The sequence below is a fragment of the Arthrobacter sp. 9V genome (assembly GCF_902506065.1).
Classification (GTDB): domain Bacteria; phylum Actinomycetota; class Actinomycetes; order Actinomycetales; family Micrococcaceae; genus Arthrobacter.
Genome location: NZ_LR732912.1, coordinates 2,717,133 through 2,738,673, shown reverse-complemented (window position 1 = coordinate 2,738,673; position 21,541 = coordinate 2,717,133). Strand labels below are relative to the sequence as shown.

17 protein-coding genes are annotated in these 21,541 nt (G+C 60.9%); 8 read left to right on the top strand and 9 right to left on the bottom strand.

Translation table 11 applies throughout. The features are described 5' to 3' along the window. The first annotated feature begins 54 nt into the window (after window positions 1-54). The 3 genes from BACI9J_RS12610 (at window position 55) to BACI9J_RS12600 (ending at window position 2,147) form a co-directional block, all read left to right on the top strand. Entirely contained in the window at window positions 55-1,200 is a 1,146-nt protein-coding gene (locus BACI9J_RS12610; protein ID WP_159734690.1) for an ArdC-like ssDNA-binding domain-containing protein, read from the top strand. Window positions 1,201-1,253: 53 nt separating this feature from the next. Then, complete coding sequence (locus BACI9J_RS12605; protein ID WP_159734689.1) at window positions 1,254-1,760, top strand: single-stranded DNA-binding protein; 507 nt, start codon at window positions 1,254-1,256, stop codon at window positions 1,758-1,760. A gap of 105 nt (window positions 1,761-1,865) precedes the next feature. After that, the gene (locus tag BACI9J_RS12600) at window positions 1,866-2,147 is read left to right on the top strand and encodes a hypothetical protein (protein WP_159734688.1); all 282 of its coding nucleotides are present in this window, start codon (window positions 1,866-1,868) and stop codon (window positions 2,145-2,147) included. Window positions 2,148-2,215: 68 nt separating this feature from the next. Here the strand turns inward: BACI9J_RS12600 and BACI9J_RS12595 are convergent, their stop codons facing one another. Genes BACI9J_RS12595 through BACI9J_RS12585 form a run of 3 tightly spaced genes read right to left on the bottom strand, consistent with a single transcriptional unit; the run spans window position 2,216 to window position 6,643 of the window. Beyond that, a complete protein-coding gene (locus tag BACI9J_RS12595) occupies window positions 2,216-2,722 on the bottom strand; it encodes a hypothetical protein (RefSeq protein ID WP_159734687.1) in 507 nt (168 codons plus the stop codon). A 19-nt stretch (window positions 2,723-2,741) separates the two neighbouring features. Further along, window positions 2,742-6,305, bottom strand: coding sequence for a MobF family relaxase (gene mobF / locus BACI9J_RS12590; RefSeq protein ID WP_159734686.1), 3,564 nt, complete (start codon window positions 6,303-6,305; stop codon window positions 2,742-2,744). Then, entirely contained in the window at window positions 6,302-6,643 is a 342-nt protein-coding gene (locus BACI9J_RS12585; RefSeq protein ID WP_159734685.1) for a hypothetical protein, read from the bottom strand. Before BACI9J_RS12585 ends, mobF begins: the two co-directional genes overlap by 4 nt. Before the next feature lie 401 nt (window positions 6,644-7,044). Between BACI9J_RS12585 and BACI9J_RS12580 the strand changes: the two genes are divergently transcribed. The 3 genes from BACI9J_RS12580 to BACI9J_RS12570 all read left to right on the top strand — a co-directional run bounded on the left by BACI9J_RS12580 (window position 7,045) and on the right by BACI9J_RS12570 (window position 11,411). Continuing rightward, window positions 7,045-7,620: a TetR/AcrR family transcriptional regulator gene (locus BACI9J_RS12580; protein WP_159734684.1), complete on the top strand. Its 576-nt coding sequence runs from the start codon at window positions 7,045-7,047 to the stop codon at window positions 7,618-7,620. Between the two features lie 673 nt (window positions 7,621-8,293). Further along, entirely contained in the window at window positions 8,294-9,670 is a 1,377-nt protein-coding gene (locus BACI9J_RS12575; RefSeq protein ID WP_159734683.1) for an FAD-binding oxidoreductase, read from the top strand. A 292-nt stretch (window positions 9,671-9,962) separates the two neighbouring features. Next, a complete protein-coding gene (locus tag BACI9J_RS12570) occupies window positions 9,963-11,411 on the top strand; it encodes an APC family permease (protein WP_236558684.1) in 1,449 nt (482 codons plus the stop codon). A 225-nt stretch (window positions 11,412-11,636) separates the two neighbouring features. Here the strand turns inward: BACI9J_RS12570 and BACI9J_RS12565 are convergent, their stop codons facing one another. From BACI9J_RS12565 to BACI9J_RS12550, 4 genes are read right to left on the bottom strand one after another with little or no spacing between them, the layout of a single operon-like run. Beyond that, window positions 11,637-12,509, bottom strand: a complete 873-nt coding sequence (locus tag BACI9J_RS12565) for a 3-hydroxyacyl-CoA dehydrogenase family protein (protein WP_159734682.1) — start codon at window positions 12,507-12,509, stop codon at window positions 11,637-11,639. A 60-nt stretch (window positions 12,510-12,569) separates the two neighbouring features. After that, on the bottom strand, window positions 12,570-14,057 hold the full coding sequence (locus tag BACI9J_RS12560; protein WP_159734681.1) for an aldehyde dehydrogenase family protein: 1,488 nt from the start codon (window positions 14,055-14,057) through the stop codon (window positions 12,570-12,572). Window positions 14,058-14,082: 25 nt separating this feature from the next. Next, the gene (locus BACI9J_RS12555) at window positions 14,083-15,243 is read right to left on the bottom strand and encodes an acyl-CoA dehydrogenase family protein (protein WP_159734680.1); all 1,161 of its coding nucleotides are present in this window, start codon (window positions 15,241-15,243) and stop codon (window positions 14,083-14,085) included. Between the two features lie 30 nt (window positions 15,244-15,273). After that, window positions 15,274-16,662, bottom strand: a complete 1,389-nt coding sequence (locus tag BACI9J_RS12550; protein ID WP_159734679.1) for an aminotransferase class III-fold pyridoxal phosphate-dependent enzyme — start codon at window positions 16,660-16,662, stop codon at window positions 15,274-15,276. A gap of 114 nt (window positions 16,663-16,776) precedes the next feature. Here BACI9J_RS12550 and BACI9J_RS12545 point away from each other — a divergent pair, with 114 nt between their 5' ends. Continuing rightward, window positions 16,777-18,288 (top strand): PucR family transcriptional regulator, encoded by a 1,512-nt coding sequence (locus BACI9J_RS12545; RefSeq protein ID WP_159734678.1) that lies wholly within the window; start codon window positions 16,777-16,779, stop codon window positions 18,286-18,288. 12 nt (window positions 18,289-18,300) lie between these two features. Here the strand turns inward: BACI9J_RS12545 and BACI9J_RS12540 are convergent, their stop codons facing one another. Beyond that, a complete protein-coding gene (locus BACI9J_RS12540) occupies window positions 18,301-19,554 on the bottom strand; it encodes a CaiB/BaiF CoA transferase family protein (RefSeq protein WP_159736462.1) in 1,254 nt (417 codons plus the stop codon). A gap of 552 nt (window positions 19,555-20,106) precedes the next feature. On the opposite strand from BACI9J_RS12540, the gene BACI9J_RS12535 reads away from it, so the two are divergent. Then, window positions 20,107-20,415, top strand: a complete 309-nt coding sequence (locus tag BACI9J_RS12535; protein ID WP_159734677.1) for an antibiotic biosynthesis monooxygenase family protein — start codon at window positions 20,107-20,109, stop codon at window positions 20,413-20,415. A gap of 503 nt (window positions 20,416-20,918) precedes the next feature. Here the strand turns inward: BACI9J_RS12535 and BACI9J_RS12530 are convergent. Further along, window positions 20,919-21,500 (bottom strand): pyridoxamine 5'-phosphate oxidase family protein, encoded by a 582-nt coding sequence (locus BACI9J_RS12530; RefSeq protein ID WP_159734676.1) that lies wholly within the window; start codon window positions 21,498-21,500, stop codon window positions 20,919-20,921. Window positions 21,501-21,541 lie beyond the last annotated feature (41 nt).

Sequence of the window (21,541 nt, the reverse complement as noted above, 5' to 3'; positions counted from 1 at the left end):
ATGGATAAGTGATCCCTTCTCAGGACTGACCCAGAAGTACGAAGGATGGCTTTCGTGGCCGCTGCACCTGAATCGAACGCTCACCTGCCTGGCGGGACGGACGACGCCGGCCTTCCGCCGAGCGTTCGAATGTCACCTGACGAGCGCATCGCGAGTCTCACCCAAGGGCTCCATACTGCCCTTGAGCAAGCTATCGAGTCACCGGCGCGGTGGCAGGTTTTGCTCGACGCCTCAGCCACTTTGTGGCGATATTCAGGGGGCAACGTCGCCCTGCTGATGGCGCAGATGGCGCAGCGTGGTGCCGAGGAACCGACTCTCGTTGCTGGCTACAAAGAGTGGGCGCGTCATGGGCGCACCGTGCTGCGGGGCGAGCACGCGCTGTGGGTGATCGCACCGAGGACTAGTTCCATGCAGGAACTGAAGATGGCGGATGGTCAGCGGAAGCTTTTGCCTGTAACTCTGGCAGCGCCGGTCGATGCAATCAGCCTTGGTAAGAAGAACGTCGTCACCGGATGGCGGGGACAAGCCGTTTTTGACGTTACCCAAACAGAAGGCACGCCGATCCTGGTGCCGCGCGGAGGCGCTGAGTCCGGAGAAAACCTGGACGACCTATGGCAATCGCTGTGTGATGTTGCGAAGGAACGCAGCTTCCGGGTGGAGGTCTCGGGTGTCCAGTACGGCTACACGAGCGGTTACACAGACTTCGATGCTCGTCGGATCCAAGTTGGCCTTTGGATGAGCAGCGAGGAGCGAGTGGCTGTCCTTGCCCACGAACTCGGTCACGTCCTGTTGCATGGTCCCGACGACAGTGTTGGCCGGCTCTACGGCAGCAGCGCGAACCATCGCGGCCTGGCGGAAGTGGAAGCAGAGTCGGTCGCTTACACAGTGCTGAGGGCTCACGGGATTGATCGTGGGCCACAGTCGGCGACGTACTTGGCTGGCTGGGCTGACGCGGTCATCAGGACCGAGAAGGAACTGCAGGAGGGCCGTGCTCCGACGTCGCGCGTAGACATCGCCAAGTCCGTGCTGGGGCGGGTGACCGCGGCAACCAAAAGCATTCTTGCTGTTTCGGATCCTCCTGGGTTTGGTGGGAAGTTCGCTGCCGTCAGTGCTTCGCCCGCTGTAACGGCTGCCGCCTCATACGCAGGTGTACCTGGACCCGGCGCCTCGATGTCTGGCCCCGAGCTCGCAGGTCCCTGATCCATACAGATGTCCGATGGGAGAGGCCCGTTGGCGTAGAAAGGTAACCGACCATGAACACAAAAATTCCCATCACCATCGCGGGAAACCTTGTCGCGGACCCTGAACTCACGATAGGGGAGTCCGGAACGCCGCATGCAAAGATTCGGGTCGCTGTGAACCAGCGCATCCAGAATCCAGACGGCACCTGGCGGGACGGCGAGCCAGTCTTCCACAACGTCTCCGCCTTTCGCATGCTGGCAGAAAACGCTGCGACCTCACTCAAGAAGGGCGACCCGGTAACCGTTTCGGGTGAACTGGAGTTTCGGTCTTACGACAAGGATGGCGAGCGCCGCGAGGCTCGGCGGATTATTGCTGACACCATTGGTCCTGATCTTCGGTTCGGGACCGCCACCTACCAGCGCTCGGCCCGTGCCGTCACGGAACCGGAAGCCGCGGTAGAGACGACGGGTCCCGAGGCGACGACCGCGACGGGCTGGCCCGTATACAACGTGACGACCAAAAGCCCGGTGGTGTCGTCCCCTTTCGGCAAAACTCCGGGGAGTGAGATGTCTGCCTGATTCGCTCCTGCAACTCGCTGCCCACGTCGCATGTTTCGCGACGTGGGCAGCACTCTGTCCAACGCCGACCTCTCGCATTCGAATATATGTTCTAATCTTGTTTCCATGAGACCGAAGCAAGACTCCATCGCTTTTGCACGCATGATGGCCCAGATCGAGGCCGACGACAATCACCCCAAGCCGGATGACGGCAAGATTATTGAGCTCGACTTCGGTAAGCAGCCGCTGGTTCGCGTGGGTGAAATCTATGGAAGGGCCATCAAATACACGAGGTCGTTTGGGTTGGTGGAATGGGTGGATGACCGGCGGGTCTACCACGTTGAGTGGTTCCCGGCTGGGCAGATCAAGCGAGTGGACCGGGATTCATGGCGGGGACGACCGCTCTGAAGCACACACTGCCTTGTGCTGGGGCTAACGGATACGCGCCCTTTACGGTCACGGGTAGCTTCTACCGATCAGAGCTGCGGCGCCCACGTAAGTACGTGGTCAGCGGCTATGGAGTAGGTAGCGGGCCAAGGGGAGCCGGGGCGCACCTGTTCAGGGTCCGGACGGATGAGGAGCACGGAGCCGGACCAAATGGGCTCTGGTAGTGCTTCGAGCCATGCAGGCTGGATGTAGTCGAAGTGGTTCCAACGGATGGTGATCCAGGCTCCAGTCGGCTGAGGGGAGTCAACGCTGAGTACGGTCACCTCGGTTGTGGTTACGTTGGAGCCCTTTAAGGACTCCAATACCTGCCATTGCGCGTGGCTTGCAGTCTTCCAGGCACGGTTGTCACGGATTCGCCTGTACCAAAAGAAGGACAGTACGAGAGCTGTAGCGACGACTACTGCCAGTGCCCAGCCAGTGGCCGGAAACGTAAAGGTCATCACGGAAAATACGAGGGCAAGGGAGAGTGTCACCACGCTAGTGACGATCAGGGCGGGTGAACCGACTTTTGGTTTGAGTACTGGATTCATTGGCATCTGTTGCTCCAAGTCCAGTTTAAAGCTGCCAACCCGCGCTTGTAAGGCTTGGCTGGGTTTGCATTCCGTTGAAGTCCACGATGGCTGTTGGCTCAAGAAGTGGCTGGGATGCCTTTTGGACTGCCACTTGGAGGCGTTCCCATTGAGTTCGTTGTTCCCATTCCCAGTCGTCTGGAGCCGTACCGAAAGGAAGGGAGGAGTCGTGGATACCCCAGCGATCTCTGTAGACGGCAACTTCGCGAACCAAGGATGCGTTCTCGAACGCATCTGTTTGAGCCCCGAGCTCAATGGCAAGGGCGGTCTTCCATTCAGGTTCCTCAAGTAGTGCAGCCCTGGCAATCAGATCCGTACGGTTCCCAATCCGCCGTCGTACTTGGTCCAGAGTCTCTTTCAAGTCGTCACGTTCGACGACGAGCTGTTCTGACAGGGGATCGATGGTTGTGTGGGGCATCGCGGAGCAGTAGCGGCGAAGGCGTGAATGCATCACTGCGGTGAGGTCATCGGCCGTGGCGCCTGCCGCAAGGGATTCGGAGAGTACGCGATGCGCCCCTGGGCGATTGGTGGTTGCCGCCTGGCGCCATGCAGCTACAGCTGCTCCCCATGCGGGGGAGACCCGCAGTGTGACAGCCAGGCCGGGTGAAAGGGCTTCGATAGCTCTTGCCAAATCGGCGCTCGCCGCTATCTGAGCCAGATAGTCGTACTCGCGGTTCAGCCGTTCGAGGCTGTCCGCATGGACGCGTTCACGGTCGCGTACCTCGTGGGCCGCTCGCTCCGCACCTTCTGCGGCGAGGACTTCGCCGAGTATCGTTCGCCAGCTGGATCGAGTGCTTGGGTCAAGGATCTCGTCTTCGTCGGGGTCGTTTTCACTGACATAGGCCATGTTGGAGAACCGTCCGCGGGTCATGCTGACGTACAGGAGTTCACGGGTGAGTCGGCCAGGCGTGACCACGACGTGGGCGGAGTCCACTGTGATGCCCTGGGACCGGTGGGCGGTTGTGGCATACCCGAGCTCAACGAATGACTCCAGATATGATTCGCCGAGTTCGACCGTTGCGCCCGTATCCGTCCGACGAGCATGCAGGGATCGGTGACGCACGCTGACGCTCAGCACTTCAAGCAGAATTCCATTCCGAATGAACGCACCTTGGTCGTCCACAAGAGATCGATCGTTTCGACGGGCAATCACGATGTCGCCGCGACCTGCCTGCAGCCCATCCCGGAGCACGAGTGTCTGTTCTGCATCGGCGACGCCCAAGATCACCCTGTCAGCTTGGGCTCGCTGGTTGAGCATGCTGACCGTCTCGTTGTCGGGAGCGATCAGGACCGAAGCGTGCCCTGACAGAACATCCGCGTGCCACGCGGCATACGCACGGTCCAACATGTCCAGGTACGTGCCGTGAGTGATCCGCCCATGATGCTCGTACTCAGCGAGGACGGTAATCTCGCCTGCACGAAGCCCCACAGAAGCCGACGCCTCCCATGCGTGCTGGAAGCGCCAAATCGAACTCAGCCTGGCTGCCTTCCCCTGCCTGTCGAGCCAGCCAAGAACACCGCCAGCTTCGATGGAATCAAGCTGCGCTGGATCGCCGACCAACAACACCTTCGCCTGAGACTGTTTGGCTTGTGCCACGATGGCCGCGAGTTGCTGCGTGGAAACCATTGAGGCCTCGTCGACCACCACGAGCTGATTCGTGCTGAAGGTCCACAGAGCCTGTTCCGCTGCTAGCCGTGTGATCCGTTGTTCGAGAAGAGACTTCGCCGCGTTCCTACTCTCGTGTGCTGTGAGCTGTGACTCTGCATCGAAGAACGCTGAACTTCGTTTGGCCGCACCGCTTCCCACGGACTCGTAGAGCCACTTGGGCACGTTCTCGGCGATCATGGCCAACTCCGAGCCAAGAACCTCGGCGCTCGCAGCAGCCGGAGCCAGTCCGACAACGCTGCCCGGACCGAACTGAGTTTCCCAAGCGGCTTTGATCGCGCCGAGGGTTGTGGTCTTGCCCGTGCCGGCAGGGCCAACGATGGCGTCCAGCCGATAGGTGTTCTGCAGGACTTCGGCGGCTGCCGCAATTTGGTCTTGGTGCAGCTCCGACGTGCCATCCTTTCTGTACGAGGCGAGTGACGCCATGGCGACATTCACGCTGACGGTCGGCCCGCCGTCGTCGTTCCTGGCCGCAAGGATCTGGTCTTCGAAGGCGAGACTCCCTTCGTCCGTGTAGAGGCGTGATCCGTGAAAGTCGAAGACGCTCCGGTTCGCAAAACGGAGATCATCGGCAGCCTCGGCTGGGAGGCTGTAGCGGTAATCGTTGAGCGGAATCGATTGGAGCTCCGCTGCCGTGGCGACGGTGTCGATCATCGCGTTGCGGTCCTCCGGTGAGGCGCAACGGATCTCGGCGCAAACACGCTCGGCTTCCGCGATCAGGTTCCAGCGATTCCAGGTAGACCGCTTAGCGGCGACGCGCTGACGGGTGACATGCCCGACGGTGGCAATCCAGTCGGGGGCGAAGTCGCCAATGCGGAATGGCCGGGTGTGTGATCGGCGGATGGTGGAGGCGACAACTCGCTCGGGGTCGAAGCCTTTGGTCCGTGAACGATCGCGCCAGGTGGCCGAAACCTGGCGTAGGGGAGTGGGGGCGCCTTCTTTGGGGCTTCTTGTAGAGAGGGTCGCTTGTTGCCGCAGCTTGACGGTGGTGGTTGCTGATGGGCGCGTGCCGTGTTCGGCGATCCATGCAGTGACCAAGCGGTCGGTCTCGATGTCGATGAGTCTTGATCGGTTGGAGAATTCGCGGATGAGGGCGTCGTCGATGCCGGTCAGTTGTTGGCTTGGGTTGTGGGTATTTTGGGCAGGTGCGCGGATGTCCGTTTCGGTTCCGAGGGTCTGTTTCAGGGCGTCGAAGAGCAGGCCGTTGTAGTGTTCGCTGGCGGCGACGACCGCCTTGTAGAGGCTTCGCGAGTCGAGTGTGGTCCAGGCGTCGTCGGTGATGCGCTGGACGCGGTTGGCGATCACGACGTGGGTGTGGAGTTGAGGGTCGCCTGCTCGTGATTCCCAATGGTCGAAGGCGGCGGCGATGACTCCTCGTGTCCCGAGGTGAGCGATGCCGTTTCGTCCGGCGCGTGTGTTAATGACCGAGTCCTCCAGCCAGCGGATCGTTGCTTCGACTGCCTCGTGGTGGGTTTGGAGGATCTGCTCTTGGAGTTGGCGTGGGGTGAGGGCCCAAAGTGCCGAGACGGACTTGGGGACGCTGAACGTGAGGTCGAAGCCGGCGACGGCGTGGTGACTGCTGGTTTGTACGTGGTTCTCTTGGGTGATGGTGGCTTCGCCGTAAGCGCGGCCGAGGGGCGCTGCTGTGTCAGGGTGTTGGGCGGCTTGGAAGATTGACTTAGCGTCTGATTCCGATACCGTCTGCCCGGTTGTTCGGTTGATGCCGTCGAGTCCGCGACCGATCCAGCGGCCCTGCGGCGTGCCGGTTGCCATGTAGTAACTGATGGTGTCCGCGGGAGTGGGGCGGGCGTCGTCGAGCATTGTCGTCTTGAAGAGGTATTTCAGCCCGGACTTTACGGACAACCGGGCGATGGACATGGTCATGCACGAAGCGCCCCGGTTCTGCTTTTGCTCGGCAGCCAGCCTCGACGGCGGAGGATGCCCACGGTGGTTGGGTCGAGGGCGACGCCCTTAATTTTCGACATGTGGACCAGGGCTGCCGCAACGTGTGCGAGGTCTTGGACGTTGGTGCGTTGGGCTCGTTTCAGTCGGAGGACCTCGTTGTGGAGGAGCCCGTTCCGTGCGTCGAGTTCGTCGTAGATGGCGTGGAGGCGCTCGAGTTCTGTGGACTGCGACCTAAGTTCGGTGGTGAGGCGATCGACGCGGTCTAGGTAGACGTCTCTGCTCGTGTTTTGGGATGCTCCCGGATTCTTCTTGTTCACGAACGTTCATGGTGAAGTCGTCCACCGCGTGCATGACGATTCGCCTCAAATTCGGAGAACCGGGCCTTGGATGCCAGAGGTGTGAGACCACGAATGGCTTGCAGGCGCAGGAGCCGAGTGTAGGTGGTAGGCGGTGATGTCTAACCAACGACTGAGCAGGGGATGGTGTCTGGTTCTGCGGACTGGCGAGGCTGGAGGCGCCGTCAGCTTTGAGTCTAGACCTTCGATCGAGCACGTCAGTTATTGGCAAATTTGACCCCAACCTGACGTTAAATGGGGAGCCTTTGGCCTGTGCGCCGTGGTTCTCGCCCCGGTGCCCGTGGCACGCGTCGGAGCTGCTTTTGGATTTAGAGTATGACTAGAAGCCGAAGCAACAGAGGAATCAATTGCGTATATCAACTGTGGACCGTCGCGAGCAGCTCATCGAAGCCGCCATCACGGTAATCAAACGTGACGGAGTCCAAAGTGCGAGCCTACGGACGATTGCCAGCGAAGCGAACGCTTCTCTGGCTGCCGTTCATGTTTGCTTCACCGACAAGGACGAGCTTATGCAGGCGGCTGCCGCGGAGCTGCTGCAGCAACTTGTCCGGGCCATACCTCAGGTGATTGACGGCCCGGATGATCCTAGAGGCATTGCTCATCGGATCTTAGACTCCTTTTGGGCTCAAATGGTTTCCGATGAGACGTATGTGATAGCCCAATTTGAACTCGGTATGTGGTCGAAGCGGAACCCCGGTCATAGTGGACTATTGCGTACCGTTTACAGCGAATACGAGACTGAGATCGCGCGTCTGCTTGCGATTTCGTTGGATCGAGTGGATCTGAAACCGCGCATTCCGATAGGAGCTCTTGCACGCGGACTTGTCGTGATTATGGACGGCTGTAGTCTGCAGTATTTTGCAGACCCCGGAAACCCGAACCACAAGGCACTCTGCGACTTAATGGTGGATGCATACTTGGATAAAGCGGGTCTATAGGCCATGCGGCATGTTGATGTCGCCATCGGTAAGTCGTGAAGTGGCCTGTTTTGAGCTGAGTACTAACAACCAGCTCGATTCGGGCGGAGCCGAGGTAGGACGCGGACAGTCAGAGCTATAGGCTCCCACGATCGGCTCCGTAACCCTCTGTAGCTCGAGTCTCACTTGCGGCGCACTCTTTCCGTGGTATTCCCTGCCGGCCGCGATAACCTCGCCGCCCGTTGGGGGGGCGTTCGCCCAATTCCTAGCGGCACAAGTCATTGTCGCGGCACGTTCAAGGGCGGAGCGGACCTTTATCGATTGCTGCCGCGCATGGCGCGAGTTAACCTATTTCACCGGTGTGAGCAGTGAGGGCAGCCGGCGCGCTCCTGAGCGCCGCAAGACTTTCGGTCTGGGTCGATCTCAACCCACCTGCGTGCTGAGCCGATAAGAACTGCAGCCTGGTGGCGAGCTTGCCGCCGCTGACGAGACAGGGGCTGTGGCGGCCGCTCCATTGCCGCACGGAACCTCTTGCTGGGGAGCCTTTCATCCGCACGACAAAGTGGCTCATTCAAAAAAATCAACCTGTTTTTCGCTAATGAGCCATTGACATGGACACTTGTCCATGTATGAATATATGAGCGCGTCTTGTCGATGAGACTGCGCCTTCCCCTGCAAGATGAAGGATTCAAACTTGGCATCATCCCTAAAAACCCCACTCAATATTCGCGGTGACGTTTTTTACCCTGAAGACAGGGGATATGGTGCTCTCGCAAGTATCTGGGACGGTCGTCATCTGCAGCGTCCGTCGGTGCTCGCACGGTGCACGAGCGCGGAGGATGTCAGGGAATCCATACGATATGCACGAGATAACAACCTAGAAATCTCGGTTCGATCCGGCGGCCACAATCCAAATGGCTATGCGACCAACGACGGCGGCATCGTCCTGGATCTCAGGCTGATCAATGGCATCCATATCGATACCGACGCGCGTCGCGCTCGGATCGGCGGTGGCGTGATCGCCGGCGCTTTAGTCAAAGAGGCAGCCAAGTTCGATCTGGCGGCTGTCACCGGCATGCATCCAAAAGTCGGGTTTTCCGGACTTGCGCTCAATGGCGGTGTCGGCTTCCTCACTCCCAAGTACGGCCTCGCCAGCGACAACATCCTGGGAGCAACTCTGGTAACCGCAACTGGTGACGTTATCCATTGCTCCGATGATGAACGGCCGGATTTGTTCTGGGCAATCAGGGGTGCAGGCTCCAACTTCGGCGTCGTCACCGAGATCGAGATCGCGCTCCATGAGCTACCGAAGAAGATGCTCGCCGGGTTCATGACATGGTTGCCAACGCTCGATGAGTTCGCCGGGCTCCTCGCATCCGTGCTCGATACGCTCAACGCAATGGCGGACCATCTCTACCCCAGCGTTTTCGTCGGCGTGGACGAAAACCGGGCGCCCTCCATCACAGTCTGCGTGGGGCACCTCGGAAAGCTCGACACCGCTGAACGGGATATCGCGCGGCTTCGCGGTCTGGGTCGACCGGTATCCGACTCGATCACCGTCCGCTCATATGACGAAGTAGTCGCTCTCAACGCCGAGGTAGGTAGTTTTGAGGACGGTATGTCCAATCTATGGATCGACCGTGAGATCGCCGTGCCAAACGGCCGTTTCGCCGAAGCGATTGCAGCCAATCTCGACAAGTTCACGAGCGAACCGTCAAGCGGGGCCTCCGTCAAGCTGGAAATCGAGGGAATACCCTTCGGAAACCCGAAGGGGACGCCCGCCCGACACCGCGATGCTATGGGCGTGCTGGCCCTGGCGGAATGGAACGGCGCGAGCCACGGAAGTGAGAAGTACCCGAATAAGGCACGGGAGCTGGACGCAGCATTACTCAACGCAGGCGTAACGACATCCACATTCGGCCTGCTAAACAACAACTCGGAAGTCACACCAGAGATGGTCGCCGAAGTCTTTAACCCGGACGTCTATCGTCGCCTTGCCGCCGTCAAACGTGAATACGACCCTGAAAACTCCTTCCAACGGAATTACAACATCGATCCCGCTGGACCATAAGTCACTCGCCCACCAAAAATTCAGCAGACTCCCGTTCTTTCTCGAATGGGATGACAGTCCACTTACCCAGCGCACTGCTGAAAGTGACTTGCAAGACCCGGCGCCGAATGGTTACAGGTGCCAGGATCTCAAAGCTTGATAGCTCGATTCGGTGAGCACGCACGAAGTACATGCAGCAGGAGCACCCCAAAAATCCCGGTTTTCTGGGTTCTCCTCGAGATGCTTTCCGACAAGTTCAAAGTTCCAGAAAACGGCCAAAAGTGCCTCATCAGAGTTGAAAGGCGTAACTGCATTGAACATCTCTTCTCCTGAAAGCCCACAGCCAGTAGTTGGTTCCGGAGATGGCACGGCGGGGGATATCGCCAGTGCCAATCTACAGCTAGGGCATCTGAGCGGGCGCCAGGTCATGGGCCTTTCCATAGCTTCCTTTGTTCCGGCCGTTGGGCTGGCTCAGGTGCCGGCCTACCTCGCCGCTTACTCCGGGCGGTCATCCTGGCTGGCCATGGCAGCATCGGTAGTGGCATTCACCATCGTCGGCTTGTTCGTCACAGTGTTCGCCCGACGTTTCATCGGAACCGGATCGCTTTATTCCTACATTCGCCACGTTTTCGGGCCGTGGAGCCCGCTCGTCATCGCAGCGGCCATGATCCCGGGCTACATCGTTGCGATCATGTCACTGATCGTGGGAGTAGGGGTGTTCTTCGGAAGCTTCCTGGTCTCCGTCGGGTTACCGAACGCAGCAGGCCCGGAAATTCAACTTACTATTTACGCATTGGCGGCGCTGATAGCGATGGCCATCTCATACCGAGGAATCGACCTGTCGGTCCGGTCCAGCGTCATCCTCACCATAGTGTCGCTACCCATTATGCTGATCATCACCATCGCCACCGCATTCAGCGGAAACGTCGATCTGGCAGGACAACTCAGCCTCAACGACTTCACCTTTGACAGCTTCCTTCAGGGTCTTGCGATCGGGTCCGCGTTTTACATCGGATTTGAGGGCAGCGCAGCTCTTGGCGCCGAAACGCGAGACCCGAAGCGGAACATTCCTCGCGCCATCATGGTCATCCCTGTCGGCATAGGCCTCTTCTACTTGGCTGGCGCGGTGATCCAGGTGCCGACTCTCGTTGATGCTGCTGACAAACTTGCCCTGGGCATGTCCCCGAACTCGGTCCTCGCCGAAGCAGCCGGCGTCGGATTCTTGTCAAATGTCAGCGACCTCGTTCTAGCCGTAGCTCTCTTCGCGAGTCTCATCGGATTCTTCAACTACGGATCCCGAGTAGTTGTCAGCGCGGCCTCTGACGGCCTCCTACCATCAGCTCTGACTAAGGTCAGCACACGGTACAACAGTCCGATTGCTGCCATCGTCTGCATCGGAATTCCCTCCCTGATCGGACCCGCCCTGCTGGTCTGGCTCACCCCGGCCTCACCTCTGGAGATCAATGGCTACATTGCAACGCTGCTGGTGTACTTCTGGGTGATCCCTTACTTCCTCATCTGCATCGGCGGCGCAGTTCTCTTGAGCCGAACCCACGCCAAAAAGTCCCTCATCGTAAATCTCGGAGCAGTGCTAGCCTCCGCTACAGTCCTATGGCTCTACGTGAATGGCATCTTCAACCCCGGACCAGCACCCCTGAACGCCCTCCCCTATGTCATGATCGGCACAGTCGCCATATTCCTCATTAGCTTCACGGCCTCCATACGCTCAAAGAAATCTAAGCCACTATCAATCGAAGGCTGACACGGCGAACACAAATGCGTGCTCTCCGGAAGGCGGGCCTGGATCACTCAGTCTCCCTTTCGGAGAGCATCTCGTTTTCACGCGTCGTTCAGAGGGAGTGCCTGGTTCGAATCGCATGTGCGCGCATACCAAGGGAGGACGGGCTGTAGCCGCCTTTTTCGAATGCGTGGGGAGCAGAGCGGCGCGTCTGTACGGTCACGCCTTGCCCCACCGTGGACAGTCAGATCACAGGGTGTAGCTATACCACCCGGCGCCTGATTTGCGACCCAATTTTCCTGCCCTGACGAGGGCTGCAACAGACTCGTCAGGGCAGTCGGCCGGGTCGCCGGTCGCGGCGTACGTGGCTTGGGCGATGTGCTCTACAACGTCCAGCCCCACGAGGTCCATCAGTTCAAACGGACCCATTGGATGGCGCAGGGCCATCTTTGCCGTAGCGTCGATGTCTGTCATGCTTGCCACGCCTCCGGCCAGCAGCGCAAGTGCTTCCTTTTGAAGGGCGCCCATGAGTCGGTTGGCAACGAAGCCTGGAACCTCCCGGTTAATCAGTACCGGCGTCTTGCCTAGGCGCTGGGCTAGTTCGAGGGTGGTATCCACGGTTGCCTGTGACGTGCCGGCGTGCCGGACCACTTCCACGCATTCCATGACCAGTACGGGGTTGAAGAAGTGCATATTGCACACTTGGTCGGGCCGGCCGCTGGCCTGAGCTACCGCTGAGGAGCCGATTGTCGAGGAATTGGTGGCCAGGATGGCATGGGGTGGGGTGAGCTGGCCGAGCCGGGCAAAGATGGCCTTCTTGATTTCCAGCTGTTCGGTGGCAGCCTCAATGACAAAATCGGCATAAGGCGCCACGGCTTCCAGATCGGCGCTGAATTCGAGCTGTTGATGGGCGCGCTCGGCCTGCTCCGCAGCCAGCTTGCCGGACTTCACCAGTTTATTGGTGCGTTCATATAGTTGGGCCGCGGCGTCGTCCAAGCGGTGCGCCGAGACGTCGTGGACTGCTGTGGTGTAGCCGGCTAAGGCAGCGGTCAGCGCGATCTGTGAGCCCATGGCCCCGGCGCCGATGACGAGGATGCGGGTGAAGGTGGTGGTGGGTTGCATGATTTTTCCGGTTCGGTGGAAGATGATGTTCGGGGCTGAGCGCCGGGAAGGCGTGGGACCCTAGGCGCTGTCACCCCGGAGGCTAGAGCTGTGGCTGCCCTGGAGGTAGACAGTGGTGGTGTGCGTGTAGAATTCTTTGGCGCTCTGCCCCTGTTCCTTGGGTCCGTAGCCGCTCTTCTTGGCCCCGCCGAACGGCACGTGGGGATCGGCGCCGGCCGATTCGGAGTTTACGTGCAGGATTCCGACGTCTAGCTCGTCCATTCCCTTTAGCGCGATGGTGACATCCTGGGTGAAGAGTGCTGCAGAGAGCCCGAAATCGCTGTCATTCGCCAGATCGAACGCGGCCTGCGTCGAGGCCGCCCGGCGAACGCTGAGCACGGGGCCAAACAACTCATCGCGCCAGATGTCAGCGTGGGCTGTCCCCTTTAATTCCAAGATCGTAGGGGCCACGAAGTGACCGGCGACCCGTGCCGTGTCTTCATATGGGAGCCCGCCTATTAGCAGGTCAGCCCCTTGGTCCAACGCGGTGGTAATGCCGCGCTGGATGGACTCCCGGGCAACCCCGCTGATCACCGGTCCCATCTGGGTGGACGGATCTGTGGGGTCGCCCACCAGCAGGGATTGGGCCGTGGCGGCCAGTCCGGCGAGGAATTCATCGGCCACGGCATCTGCCACGATCAGCCGGGACGTCGCAGTGCACTTCTGCCCCGAGGAGCGGAAGGCACCCAAGATGACCTGTTCGGTGGCCAGTTCGAGGTCCGCGTCGGCCAAAACAATGGCAGCGTTCTTTCCACCCATCTCTGCCTGGATCGGGACGCCGTTGCCAGCCGCCGCAGCGGCCAGGGTGCGACCTACGCCGGTGGATCCGGTGAAGGACAGCCCGTCCAGCGCCGGATGTTCCACTAAAGCGGTCCCGATGGAGCCCGGTCCAATCAGTAGATTCAGCACACCGTCGGGCAACCCCGCCTGTTCCAGCGCCTGGGTCAGCCGCATGGCCAGCAGGGGAACTGTGCTCGCCGGCTTCCAGACGACCGCATTGCCATAGGTCAGTGCGGGGGCGATCTTCCATGCCGGGATGGCGATGGGGAAGTTGAACGGCGTCACGACTCCCACTACTCCCAGCGGCTTGCGGGTGACGAAGATTTTTTCGCCTCGCCGTGGGGACGCGTACACCGAACCGGCCTCGCGGTCGCCGTCGTTGCCGTAATAGCGGAATATCTGAGCTGCGCGCAGCACCTCGCCCCGGCCCTCGGCCAGCGTCTTTCCCTCCTCCCGGGCAAGTTCCAGCCCCCAGAGCTGCGCGTTCTCTTCCATGATCACTGCCGCTCGCAGCAGTACCGCACCGCGTTCATGGGCAGGAGTGCGGGCCCAGCCTTGCTTGGAGGCGGCGGCACTTGCCATGGCGCGTTCGACGTCGGCCGGTCCGGCGTGCAGGCCTTGCGCCACCGTTTCATCCGGCCGTGCCGGGTTGACGGAGGTGATGATGCCGCCGTCGCCCTGAACCCAGGTGCCCGAGATGTAATGCTGCAGTTCGACTGCTGTACTCATTGCAATATTCCTTGCTGGACGCGGCTTAGCGGAAGGCCGGGATGCCTGTGATGTGATTGCCGAGGATCAGCGTATGAACCTCATCGGTGCCCTCGTAGGTACGCACCGATTCCAAGTTGTTGGCATGGCGGAGCGGCGAATAGTCCAGGGTTATGCCGTTGCCGCCCAGCATGGCGCGGGCGTCGCGGCAGATTTGGATGGCCTCGCGGCAGTTGTTGAGCTTACCGACGGAGATGTGGTGCGGCTTGAGCTGGCCGGCCTCCTTGAGGCGGCCAATCTGCAACGCCAAGAGCATGCCCTTGTTGATTTCCAGGGCCATGTTGACCAGCTTTTCCTGGGTCAACTGGTGACCAGCCAGCGGCTTGTCGAACTGCAGGCGCTCCCGTGAATAGCTGACGACCGTCTCGTAGCTGTCCCGCGCTGCGCCCATGGCTCCCCAGATGATGCCGTAGCGGGCTTCATTGAGGCACTCGAACGGGCCGCGGAGCCCCTTGGCATTTGGCAGTACCGACGTGGACGCGAGGCGCACCTCTCTAAGCTCAATGTCGCACTGGATGGAGGCCCGCATGGAGAGTTTGGGGCCAATCGGGGTGGCCTCGAAGCCGGGAGTGTCGGTGGGCACGATGAAGCCCCGGACGCCGTCGTCGGTCATGGCCCAAATGATGGCGATCTGGGCGATGGACGCCAGCCCTATCCAGCGCTTGGAGCCGTTGATGACCCAGCTGTCGCCATCGCGACGGGCGAAGGTCTTCATGCTGCCCGGATCGGAGCCGGCTGTGGGTTCGGTCAGGCCAAAGCACCCTACGACGTCGCCGGCGGCCATTTGGGGCAGCCACTGGTTTTTTTGCTCCTCGGAGCCATGCTTGTAGATCGCGCTCATAGCCAGTGAGCCTTGGACGCTGACGAAGGTGCGCAGGCCTGAGTCGCCCGCTTCAAGTTCCATGGCCGCGATGCCGTATTCCACAGCGGAGCGGCCGGGGCAGCCGTAACCCTTCAAATGCATGCCCAGCAAGCCCAGCTCAGCCATGTCCTTGATGATCTCCGCCGGGAAGACCGCCTGCTCATACCAAGTAGCTATATTGGGTCGGATCGTGCCGTCAACAAAGCTTCGTACCTTGTCCCGCAGGGCAAGTTCTTCCGAACTGAAAAGGGAGTCGACGTTCAGCAGATCAGAGGTTTCGTTCATGGTGTTCTCCAAGGGTCTTCTGGGTGGGGCTTAGACAACTGCCAGCGCTGATGCGCTGGCAGTGTCCGATTGGCCTTCATTGGCCGCCAGGATAGCCTCGCGCAGCACATCGAGGCCGTCGCGTAGCAACTCTGGGCCGATGACCAGGGGCGGCAGTAGCCGGATAACGTTGCCGTAGGTCCCGCAGACCAGGACGAGGACACCTTGCCGGTGGCATGAGGCGGCCACCTGGGCAGCAAGGTCGGCACGTGGTTCCAGGGTCGTCTTGTCCGCGAACTCGACGGCGAGCATAGCGCCCCGCCCGCGGAACTCTGCAATGATCGCAGTGCTGTGCACCAGAGGCCGAAGAACCTCGCGGGCCGTGGCCTCGATGGCCAGGGCGTTCTTCAGAAGCGTGTCGTCTTCGAAGGTCTCGAATACGCCCATGGCGGCGGCGCAGGCCACCGGGTTTCCGGCGTACGTGCCGCCGAGTCCGCCGGCATGCGGCGCGTTCATGAGCTCCGCCCGTCCGGTGACGGCGCTCAGGGGCAGGCCGCCGGCGAGGGCTTTGGCGGTCAGGGTGAGGTCGCCGGCGACGCCCTCGTGCTCGCTGGCAAAGAGCTTGCCGGTCCGTCCCATGCCGGTCTGGATCTCGTCCATAACAAGGACGATGCCGTATTTGGTGGCCAGTTCCCGCAGTCCGCCCAGGAAGCCGGGGGCGGGGACCAGGAAGCCGCCCTCGCCTTGTATGGGTTCGATGACCATGGCGGCGAACGTCTCGGGATCGTTGGCCTTCAGCAGTGCCTCGACTTCGGCCAATGCTGTGGCGGCCGTGGCTTCCTCGCCTGCTCTGGCCCACAGCCGGGTGGCTGTGGGAGCGCGGAAGACCTCGTCCGGGAACGGGCCGAAGTTTTTCTTGTAGGGGTTGACTTTGGCCGTCATTGCCATTGTGAGGAGGGATCGGCCGTGGTAGGCGTCGTCGAATACCAGAACTCGTTTCCGACCCGTGGCGGCACGGGCAATTTTGACGGCATTTTCCACGGCTTCGGCTCCGGTGGAAAAGAGCGCGGTGCGCTTCTCAAAGTCTCCCGGGATATGCGCGTTCAACCACGCGGCCACCTGGGTGAAAGAATCGTACTCGGTCACCATGAAGCAGGTGTGGGTAAACCTAGCCATCTGGGCGGCCACCTGCGCTTGGACCCGGGCGTTCACAGCGCCCACACTGGTCACAGCTATGCCGGAGGCGAAGTCAATGATGCGGTTGCCGTCAACATCTTCCAGGATGCCGCCGGACGCGCGGTTGATGAAGACGGGCATAGCTACGCCGAATCCCGACGTGACATGCGCTTCACGTTTACGGTGCAGCGCAGCGGACGTCGGGCCGGGAATGGCCGTGGCTATGTGGCGGGTCTGGGGCAGGCTATCTGTGGAACTCGTCATAAAAATAACGTAGTGAACCCTTCCCCGCCTGGCATTGGATGGTCTGTCTAAGAATGAGAATAAATTAGCTAGAATGTCCAAAGGATTTTGCGTCTCCCTGGAAAGGACCACTGTGTGATAAGTCTGGCCCAGCTACACACGAAATTGGGCAGGGATCTACGTCCCGCCTCGGGAGGGCACGTGGTCCGCCGGCAAATCTCGGGCGTGCATATCTCCGAGCTCGAGGACCCGACACCGTATTTGGAGGGCGGGGAGCTCCTTCTCACCACCGGCATGCCTGTCTCCGGGGGAGAGGCCAAGGTGCACGCCTATGTCAGACGCCTCGTGGAGCGCGGCATCGCCGCCTTGGGCCTTGGTCTGGGTGCCGGCGTGGATGAAGTGCCGCCCGCTTTGATCTCTGCTTGCGCGTCGGCGGGGCTCGAGCTGCTGGTTGTGCCTGAGGGCACGCCGTTCATGGACGTGTCCCGGGCCTATTGGGACTTGGTAGGCCGGGAGGGCCAGACGGACCTGACCGCCAGCCTCGGCACGCAGACTGCCTTGGCCCGGGCGGCGACGCAGCCGGATGCCCTCCCTTCCGTCGTCAAGGCCTTGGCCCAGGCGCTAGGCGGCTGGGTGGCCTATCTTCCGGCGGACAACGCCGTGGAAACCCTGTGGCCCGCAGACAACCACACGATAGTGGAGCAGCTGCGCAGAGAAACGTCGCGGCTTGATATGGCGGTGACACACTCCGCCTCGACCTTTCAGATTCATGGCACCGACGTCGTCGAATATCCGGTGCTGGTGGGCCGGCGAACGGTCGGGTTCTTGGCCATTGGTGCCGGGCGCAAACTGACGCGGGCCGACCGGCAGGTCATTATGACCGTCTGCGTCCTGCTCTCGCTCAAGGCCGCCCAGCAGCAGGAGAGCGACGCCACCGCTGCCGCGCTCGGCTCGGCCGTTACAAAGCTTTTTCTCACCGGCCATGTTGACGCTGGCAGGGCCCTGGCCCCGGATTTCGGCATCATGGTACCCGCCGGAGCGGTGCGTGTCCTGGTGGTGCGAGGCGGGACCGACGCAGCCGAGGATTACGGCGAACTGGAGTCGCGGCTGCGTGCCGCGACAGGCTGGCCGCAGGCTGCAGGTGCCCTGCGTTCCTGCCGACTGCGCCATAAAGCCAACGGCGTTGGTTTCTACCTGCTGGACGCGGAGCACGACGCCGGGGGAATTCCGGATAGCGCGGTGGGCGTCTCTCCGCGGGATCCCCGCGCCATTGCTGGCAATATCGTCGTCACGGCAGTGCTGAGCCGGCCAATGCCGCTGGCGCGTGTGCACGATGAGGTTGGGCAGCTGGCCGTCATGGTGCGTGCGCTGAATGACGGGCAGATTGTCGACGTACCGGAAGGGGCCCTTGACCCGCGAACTCAAGGCTGGGTGGAGGCGCTGCGCAGCTATCAGCGGGCGGATCTGATCGGCAGCGTACGTGCCTATCTGCGCCATCGGGGCCAATGGGAGGGCGCCGCCCGGGAGTTGGGGATCCACCGGAATTCGCTGCGCCACCGGATGGGAATAGCCACGGAACTGCTGCAGGCAGATCCGGACGACCCCGATGTGGCGGCGAACCTGTGGCTAGCGATGCGCTGGGTGTAAACCCGGTCTCGCTCAGTGCTTCGTCGGCTTTTTATCAGCGCCCTTCCATTGGGAAGCGTGTCCATCGTCGGCGCCGTCGGCCAGCCAGGCACGGACGGCGCCGCTATGCTCGCCCAAAGAGGGCGGAGCGGCCGCAGGCGCCGGAATGGCGGGGATCCACGTGATGGGATGGCGGATCTGCCGCCCGACCGGGTCGCCGGCGACATTGCAGACCTCGATTGTCGGTTCAAGACCTAGGGACTCAGCGTACTCAAGGCCTTCCTCAATGCTTGCCACATGGCCGGCGGGAACGCCCGCGTCGATGAGCTTGTCCTGCCAGATGAGGGCAGATGACGAGGACAGGGCGTCCTCCAAGAGGGGTACCAATTTCGTGCGGTGTTCCACTCGGGCGTTGTTGGTGGCAAAACGGGGGTCTTGGGCAAGCCCAGCAATGCCCAGGACCTGGGTCAGTTTGGCGAACTGCCCGTCGTTGCCGCAGGCCACCGCCAGCGGCGCGTCCGCACACTGAAGCAACTGGTAGGGCACGATCGACGGATGGGCGTTTCCCATGCGCTGCGGCACGGTACCCGAACCCAGAAAGGCTTGGCCCTGGTTGGCCAGAGCGCCTTGCAGGCTGGAGAGAAGGTTAAGCTCCAGATGGGCGCCGAGCCCCGAGGTGGCTCGGGCTGCAAGGGCGGCAAGGACGCCAATCGTGGTGTCTTTGGCTGTCAGCACGTCGACCAATGCGACGCCGGCCTTGGTGGGCCCTCCATGCTCCTCGCCGGTAATGCTCATCAGGCCGCCCATGGCTTGGACGATGAAGTCATAGCCCATCAGTGTGGCTCCACCGGCGCTGCCAAAGCCTGAGATAGAGGCATAGATCAGTCCGGGGTTGCCTTCGAAGAGCTCAGCGTAGCCCAGGCCCAGTTTGTCCATACCGCCGGGCTTGAAGTTTTCCACCAGGACATCAGCACGCAGGGCGAGCTCCCTCGCCAGCTGCCGGTCACCGGGCTCGGACAAATCCAGGCATACGGATTCTTTGTTGCGGTTAGCGCTGTCAAAGTAAGTGGCCCCGGTGGGGGAGAACGGTGGTCCCCAGCTGCGGGTGTCATCACCGTTGCCGGGGCGCTCAACCTTGATCACCCGTGCGCCCAAATCGGCCAACGTCATGGTGGCCAGAGGACCGGCCAGGACTCGGGAGAAATCGGCGACGAGCAGACCGGCTAACGGTCCCGCGGGCGTAGTTCTCTGCACCTGGGCGGCATTCCCGTCGGTGGAGGCGGGCATCGGAGTCATGGGCGTCCCTTCGTGGATTGCCCGCGGCGGCATCGGCTTGCCGAGGGGATCTGGATCAAGGATTCGAAGCCTAACAATGCATGTCCGCTCAATCATTGGACAAACCGTCCCTGCAGTAGCCGCTATGCACAACCACTGATGCCAGGTCTTGGCACACTGCAACCTCGCCTGATTGCCCAGGGCGAAAGTGGCGTGATGGAGACGGAAGTCCCGATTAGAGCCTGCCCAGACTCAACCAGACATTGGCGGTGCTGTGAGCCTGGAGCTAGCCGCGAAGACAGGGACTTCCGCAGAGGGGGTCTGGATGCCAAGGCGCCGGTGGCGACGAGGGGGATAAAGAGGGGATTCAACCGGCAATCAATTCAATTAACTTACGGGATAGAGCGCCGCTGCCTTCCGCGAGCAATCGTTCTCCGGGTCAAGAAACACACGAAACCGGGGAAAATACGGAGTGCCGGGGCGCTACTCCCGTTGACAAGGCGCTCATAACCTAAGAATCTAACTAGACGTGCTTGGTGGAAGCCGATCCTTCTAGGAGGTCCTATGATGACCGTTGTCAGTACCATGCAGCTCCAGTCAAGCTCAGAGAGTGAGTGGGATCAGCTAATCCGAGAACGCTTCAGATCAGCCCACGATAGGGAGGGCTGGATGTCGGGCCAGCTTCTTTCACCTGCTGACGCCCCCAACGTTCGGGTCATCGTGGGGACATGGAGGAATCAGCGTGACTGGGAGGCTTGGCACGAGGATCCCGCTTTTCTCTCCACACGCGCAAGGCTCGATGAACTACAGCAGGTAGACCATCAGACTGTTTGGTACAACGTCATCGAGGAAGCGCAGGCTAACGACGACTAGTAGGTGTAAGTGGTCGTGGCACAGAGGCCGGTGGATCGTTGTCCTAATGATCCTCGTCAGACACGGTAAAGGCGACTCTCGAAACTTCACGTGTAGGCGCGTGCGACATCTCGCCGACCCGTTCCGTCGATAGGGTTTTACCGCCGCCTGCGCACTCCAGGCTGCTTGCGCCGGGCGATGCTTTTCCACTGCTGGTAACAACCAAGCGATCGATTGTTCGCAGCGAAGGCAAACATCACAGAGGAGCAGGTTGCTGGCCCGGGTAAAGTGTCCTTCGGGAAAGTTGGCTTTTCGCTGACGAAATCCGCGGGCCAGACCGGCGAGTTACGGCCCTGGACGAGTGAGAGGAAGTCATCGACCTTTCAGGCCAGTTAGTCTCCACAGTCTGCGGTGCTGGGTCGTAAGCCGGTTAAGGGCGATTAGGCGCACGGCCATAGTTCAGTGACATCATGAGGTCCAGAGCGTCAGACTTAGCCTCGGCCCGGTCTCAAGCAGCCGGTACTCTAAGGAGCGACCCATATGGCTTTCCAGCTGTCGTGGTTGCGGGTGAACTGACACCTCTGGTGAGGGTATGATGAGAGGTCAAGCCAATCGAAGCGCCCGACCGTGACATCGACAAGGCCGAAATGTTCGTAAAGCTCCCCAGAGCCAGGGGAGTGTGCTTGGATCCCCATCGTCGGCGTATCTTCCGGCTGCGGTAGCTCGGCGCCCGGTGAGATGCTGGAGTTAAAGAGGTGGTGGGTGTGGGCCCGTAAGTTATCCCAGAATTCCTTGCGCCGCATTTCGTCTGCGTTGATCAGCGCGCTGCCCTCTATGCGCAACTGCACTGATTTGTCAGCATCGTATGCACTGAGCGCAACCAGGGCTTGTTCGCTTATCTCCTTAGCTTTTGGGGACCGAAGATCGGTGATAAATGAGAGCTTTCCATCCTCAACCTGGCGGACGACCACGCCTCGGACTTTTGGCGCTCCGGCTCCGTCGACTGTGGCGAGTTGCAGGATTGTGAACGGTGTACGCGCTTTTGTTGCCTCGAGCAGCAAATGATTTAATTTCTGAAATACCCCATCAAGGCTGATACCTGGCACGATCTCCCCTTTGGAACCCCGCGGAACGATTTTGTCTAGAT

What these genes read in the sequence shown, in the direction of transcription:
- BACI9J_RS12600 (WP_159734688.1), top strand. Translation starts at nt 1,866, where the DNA reads ATGAGACCGAAGCAAGACTCCATCGCTTTTGCACGCATGATGGCCCAG.
- BACI9J_RS12605 (WP_159734689.1), top strand. Translation starts at nt 1,254, where the DNA reads ATGAACACAAAAATTCCCATCACCATCGCGGGAAACCTTGTCGCGGAC.
- mobF (WP_159734686.1), bottom strand. Translation starts at nt 6,305, where the DNA reads ATGACCATGTCCATCGCCCGGTTGTCCGTAAAGTCCGGGCTGAAATAC.
- BACI9J_RS12555 (WP_159734680.1), bottom strand. Translation starts at nt 15,243, where the DNA reads ATGAACGAAACCTCTGATCTGCTGAACGTCGACTCCCTTTTCAGTTCG.
- BACI9J_RS12595 (WP_159734687.1), bottom strand. Translation starts at nt 2,722, where the DNA reads ATGCCAATGAATCCAGTACTCAAACCAAAAGTCGGTTCACCCGCCCTG.
- BACI9J_RS12535 (WP_159734677.1), top strand. Translation starts at nt 20,107, where the DNA reads ATGATGACCGTTGTCAGTACCATGCAGCTCCAGTCAAGCTCAGAGAGT.
- BACI9J_RS12565 (WP_159734682.1), bottom strand. Translation starts at nt 12,509, where the DNA reads ATGCAACCCACCACCACCTTCACCCGCATCCTCGTCATCGGCGCCGGG.
- BACI9J_RS12540 (WP_159736462.1), bottom strand. Translation starts at nt 19,554, where the DNA reads ATGCCCGCCTCCACCGACGGGAATGCCGCCCAGGTGCAGAGAACTACG.
- BACI9J_RS12550 (WP_159734679.1), bottom strand. Translation starts at nt 16,662, where the DNA reads ATGACGAGTTCCACAGATAGCCTGCCCCAGACCCGCCACATAGCCACG.
- BACI9J_RS12560 (WP_159734681.1), bottom strand. Translation starts at nt 14,057, where the DNA reads ATGAGTACAGCAGTCGAACTGCAGCATTACATCTCGGGCACCTGGGTT.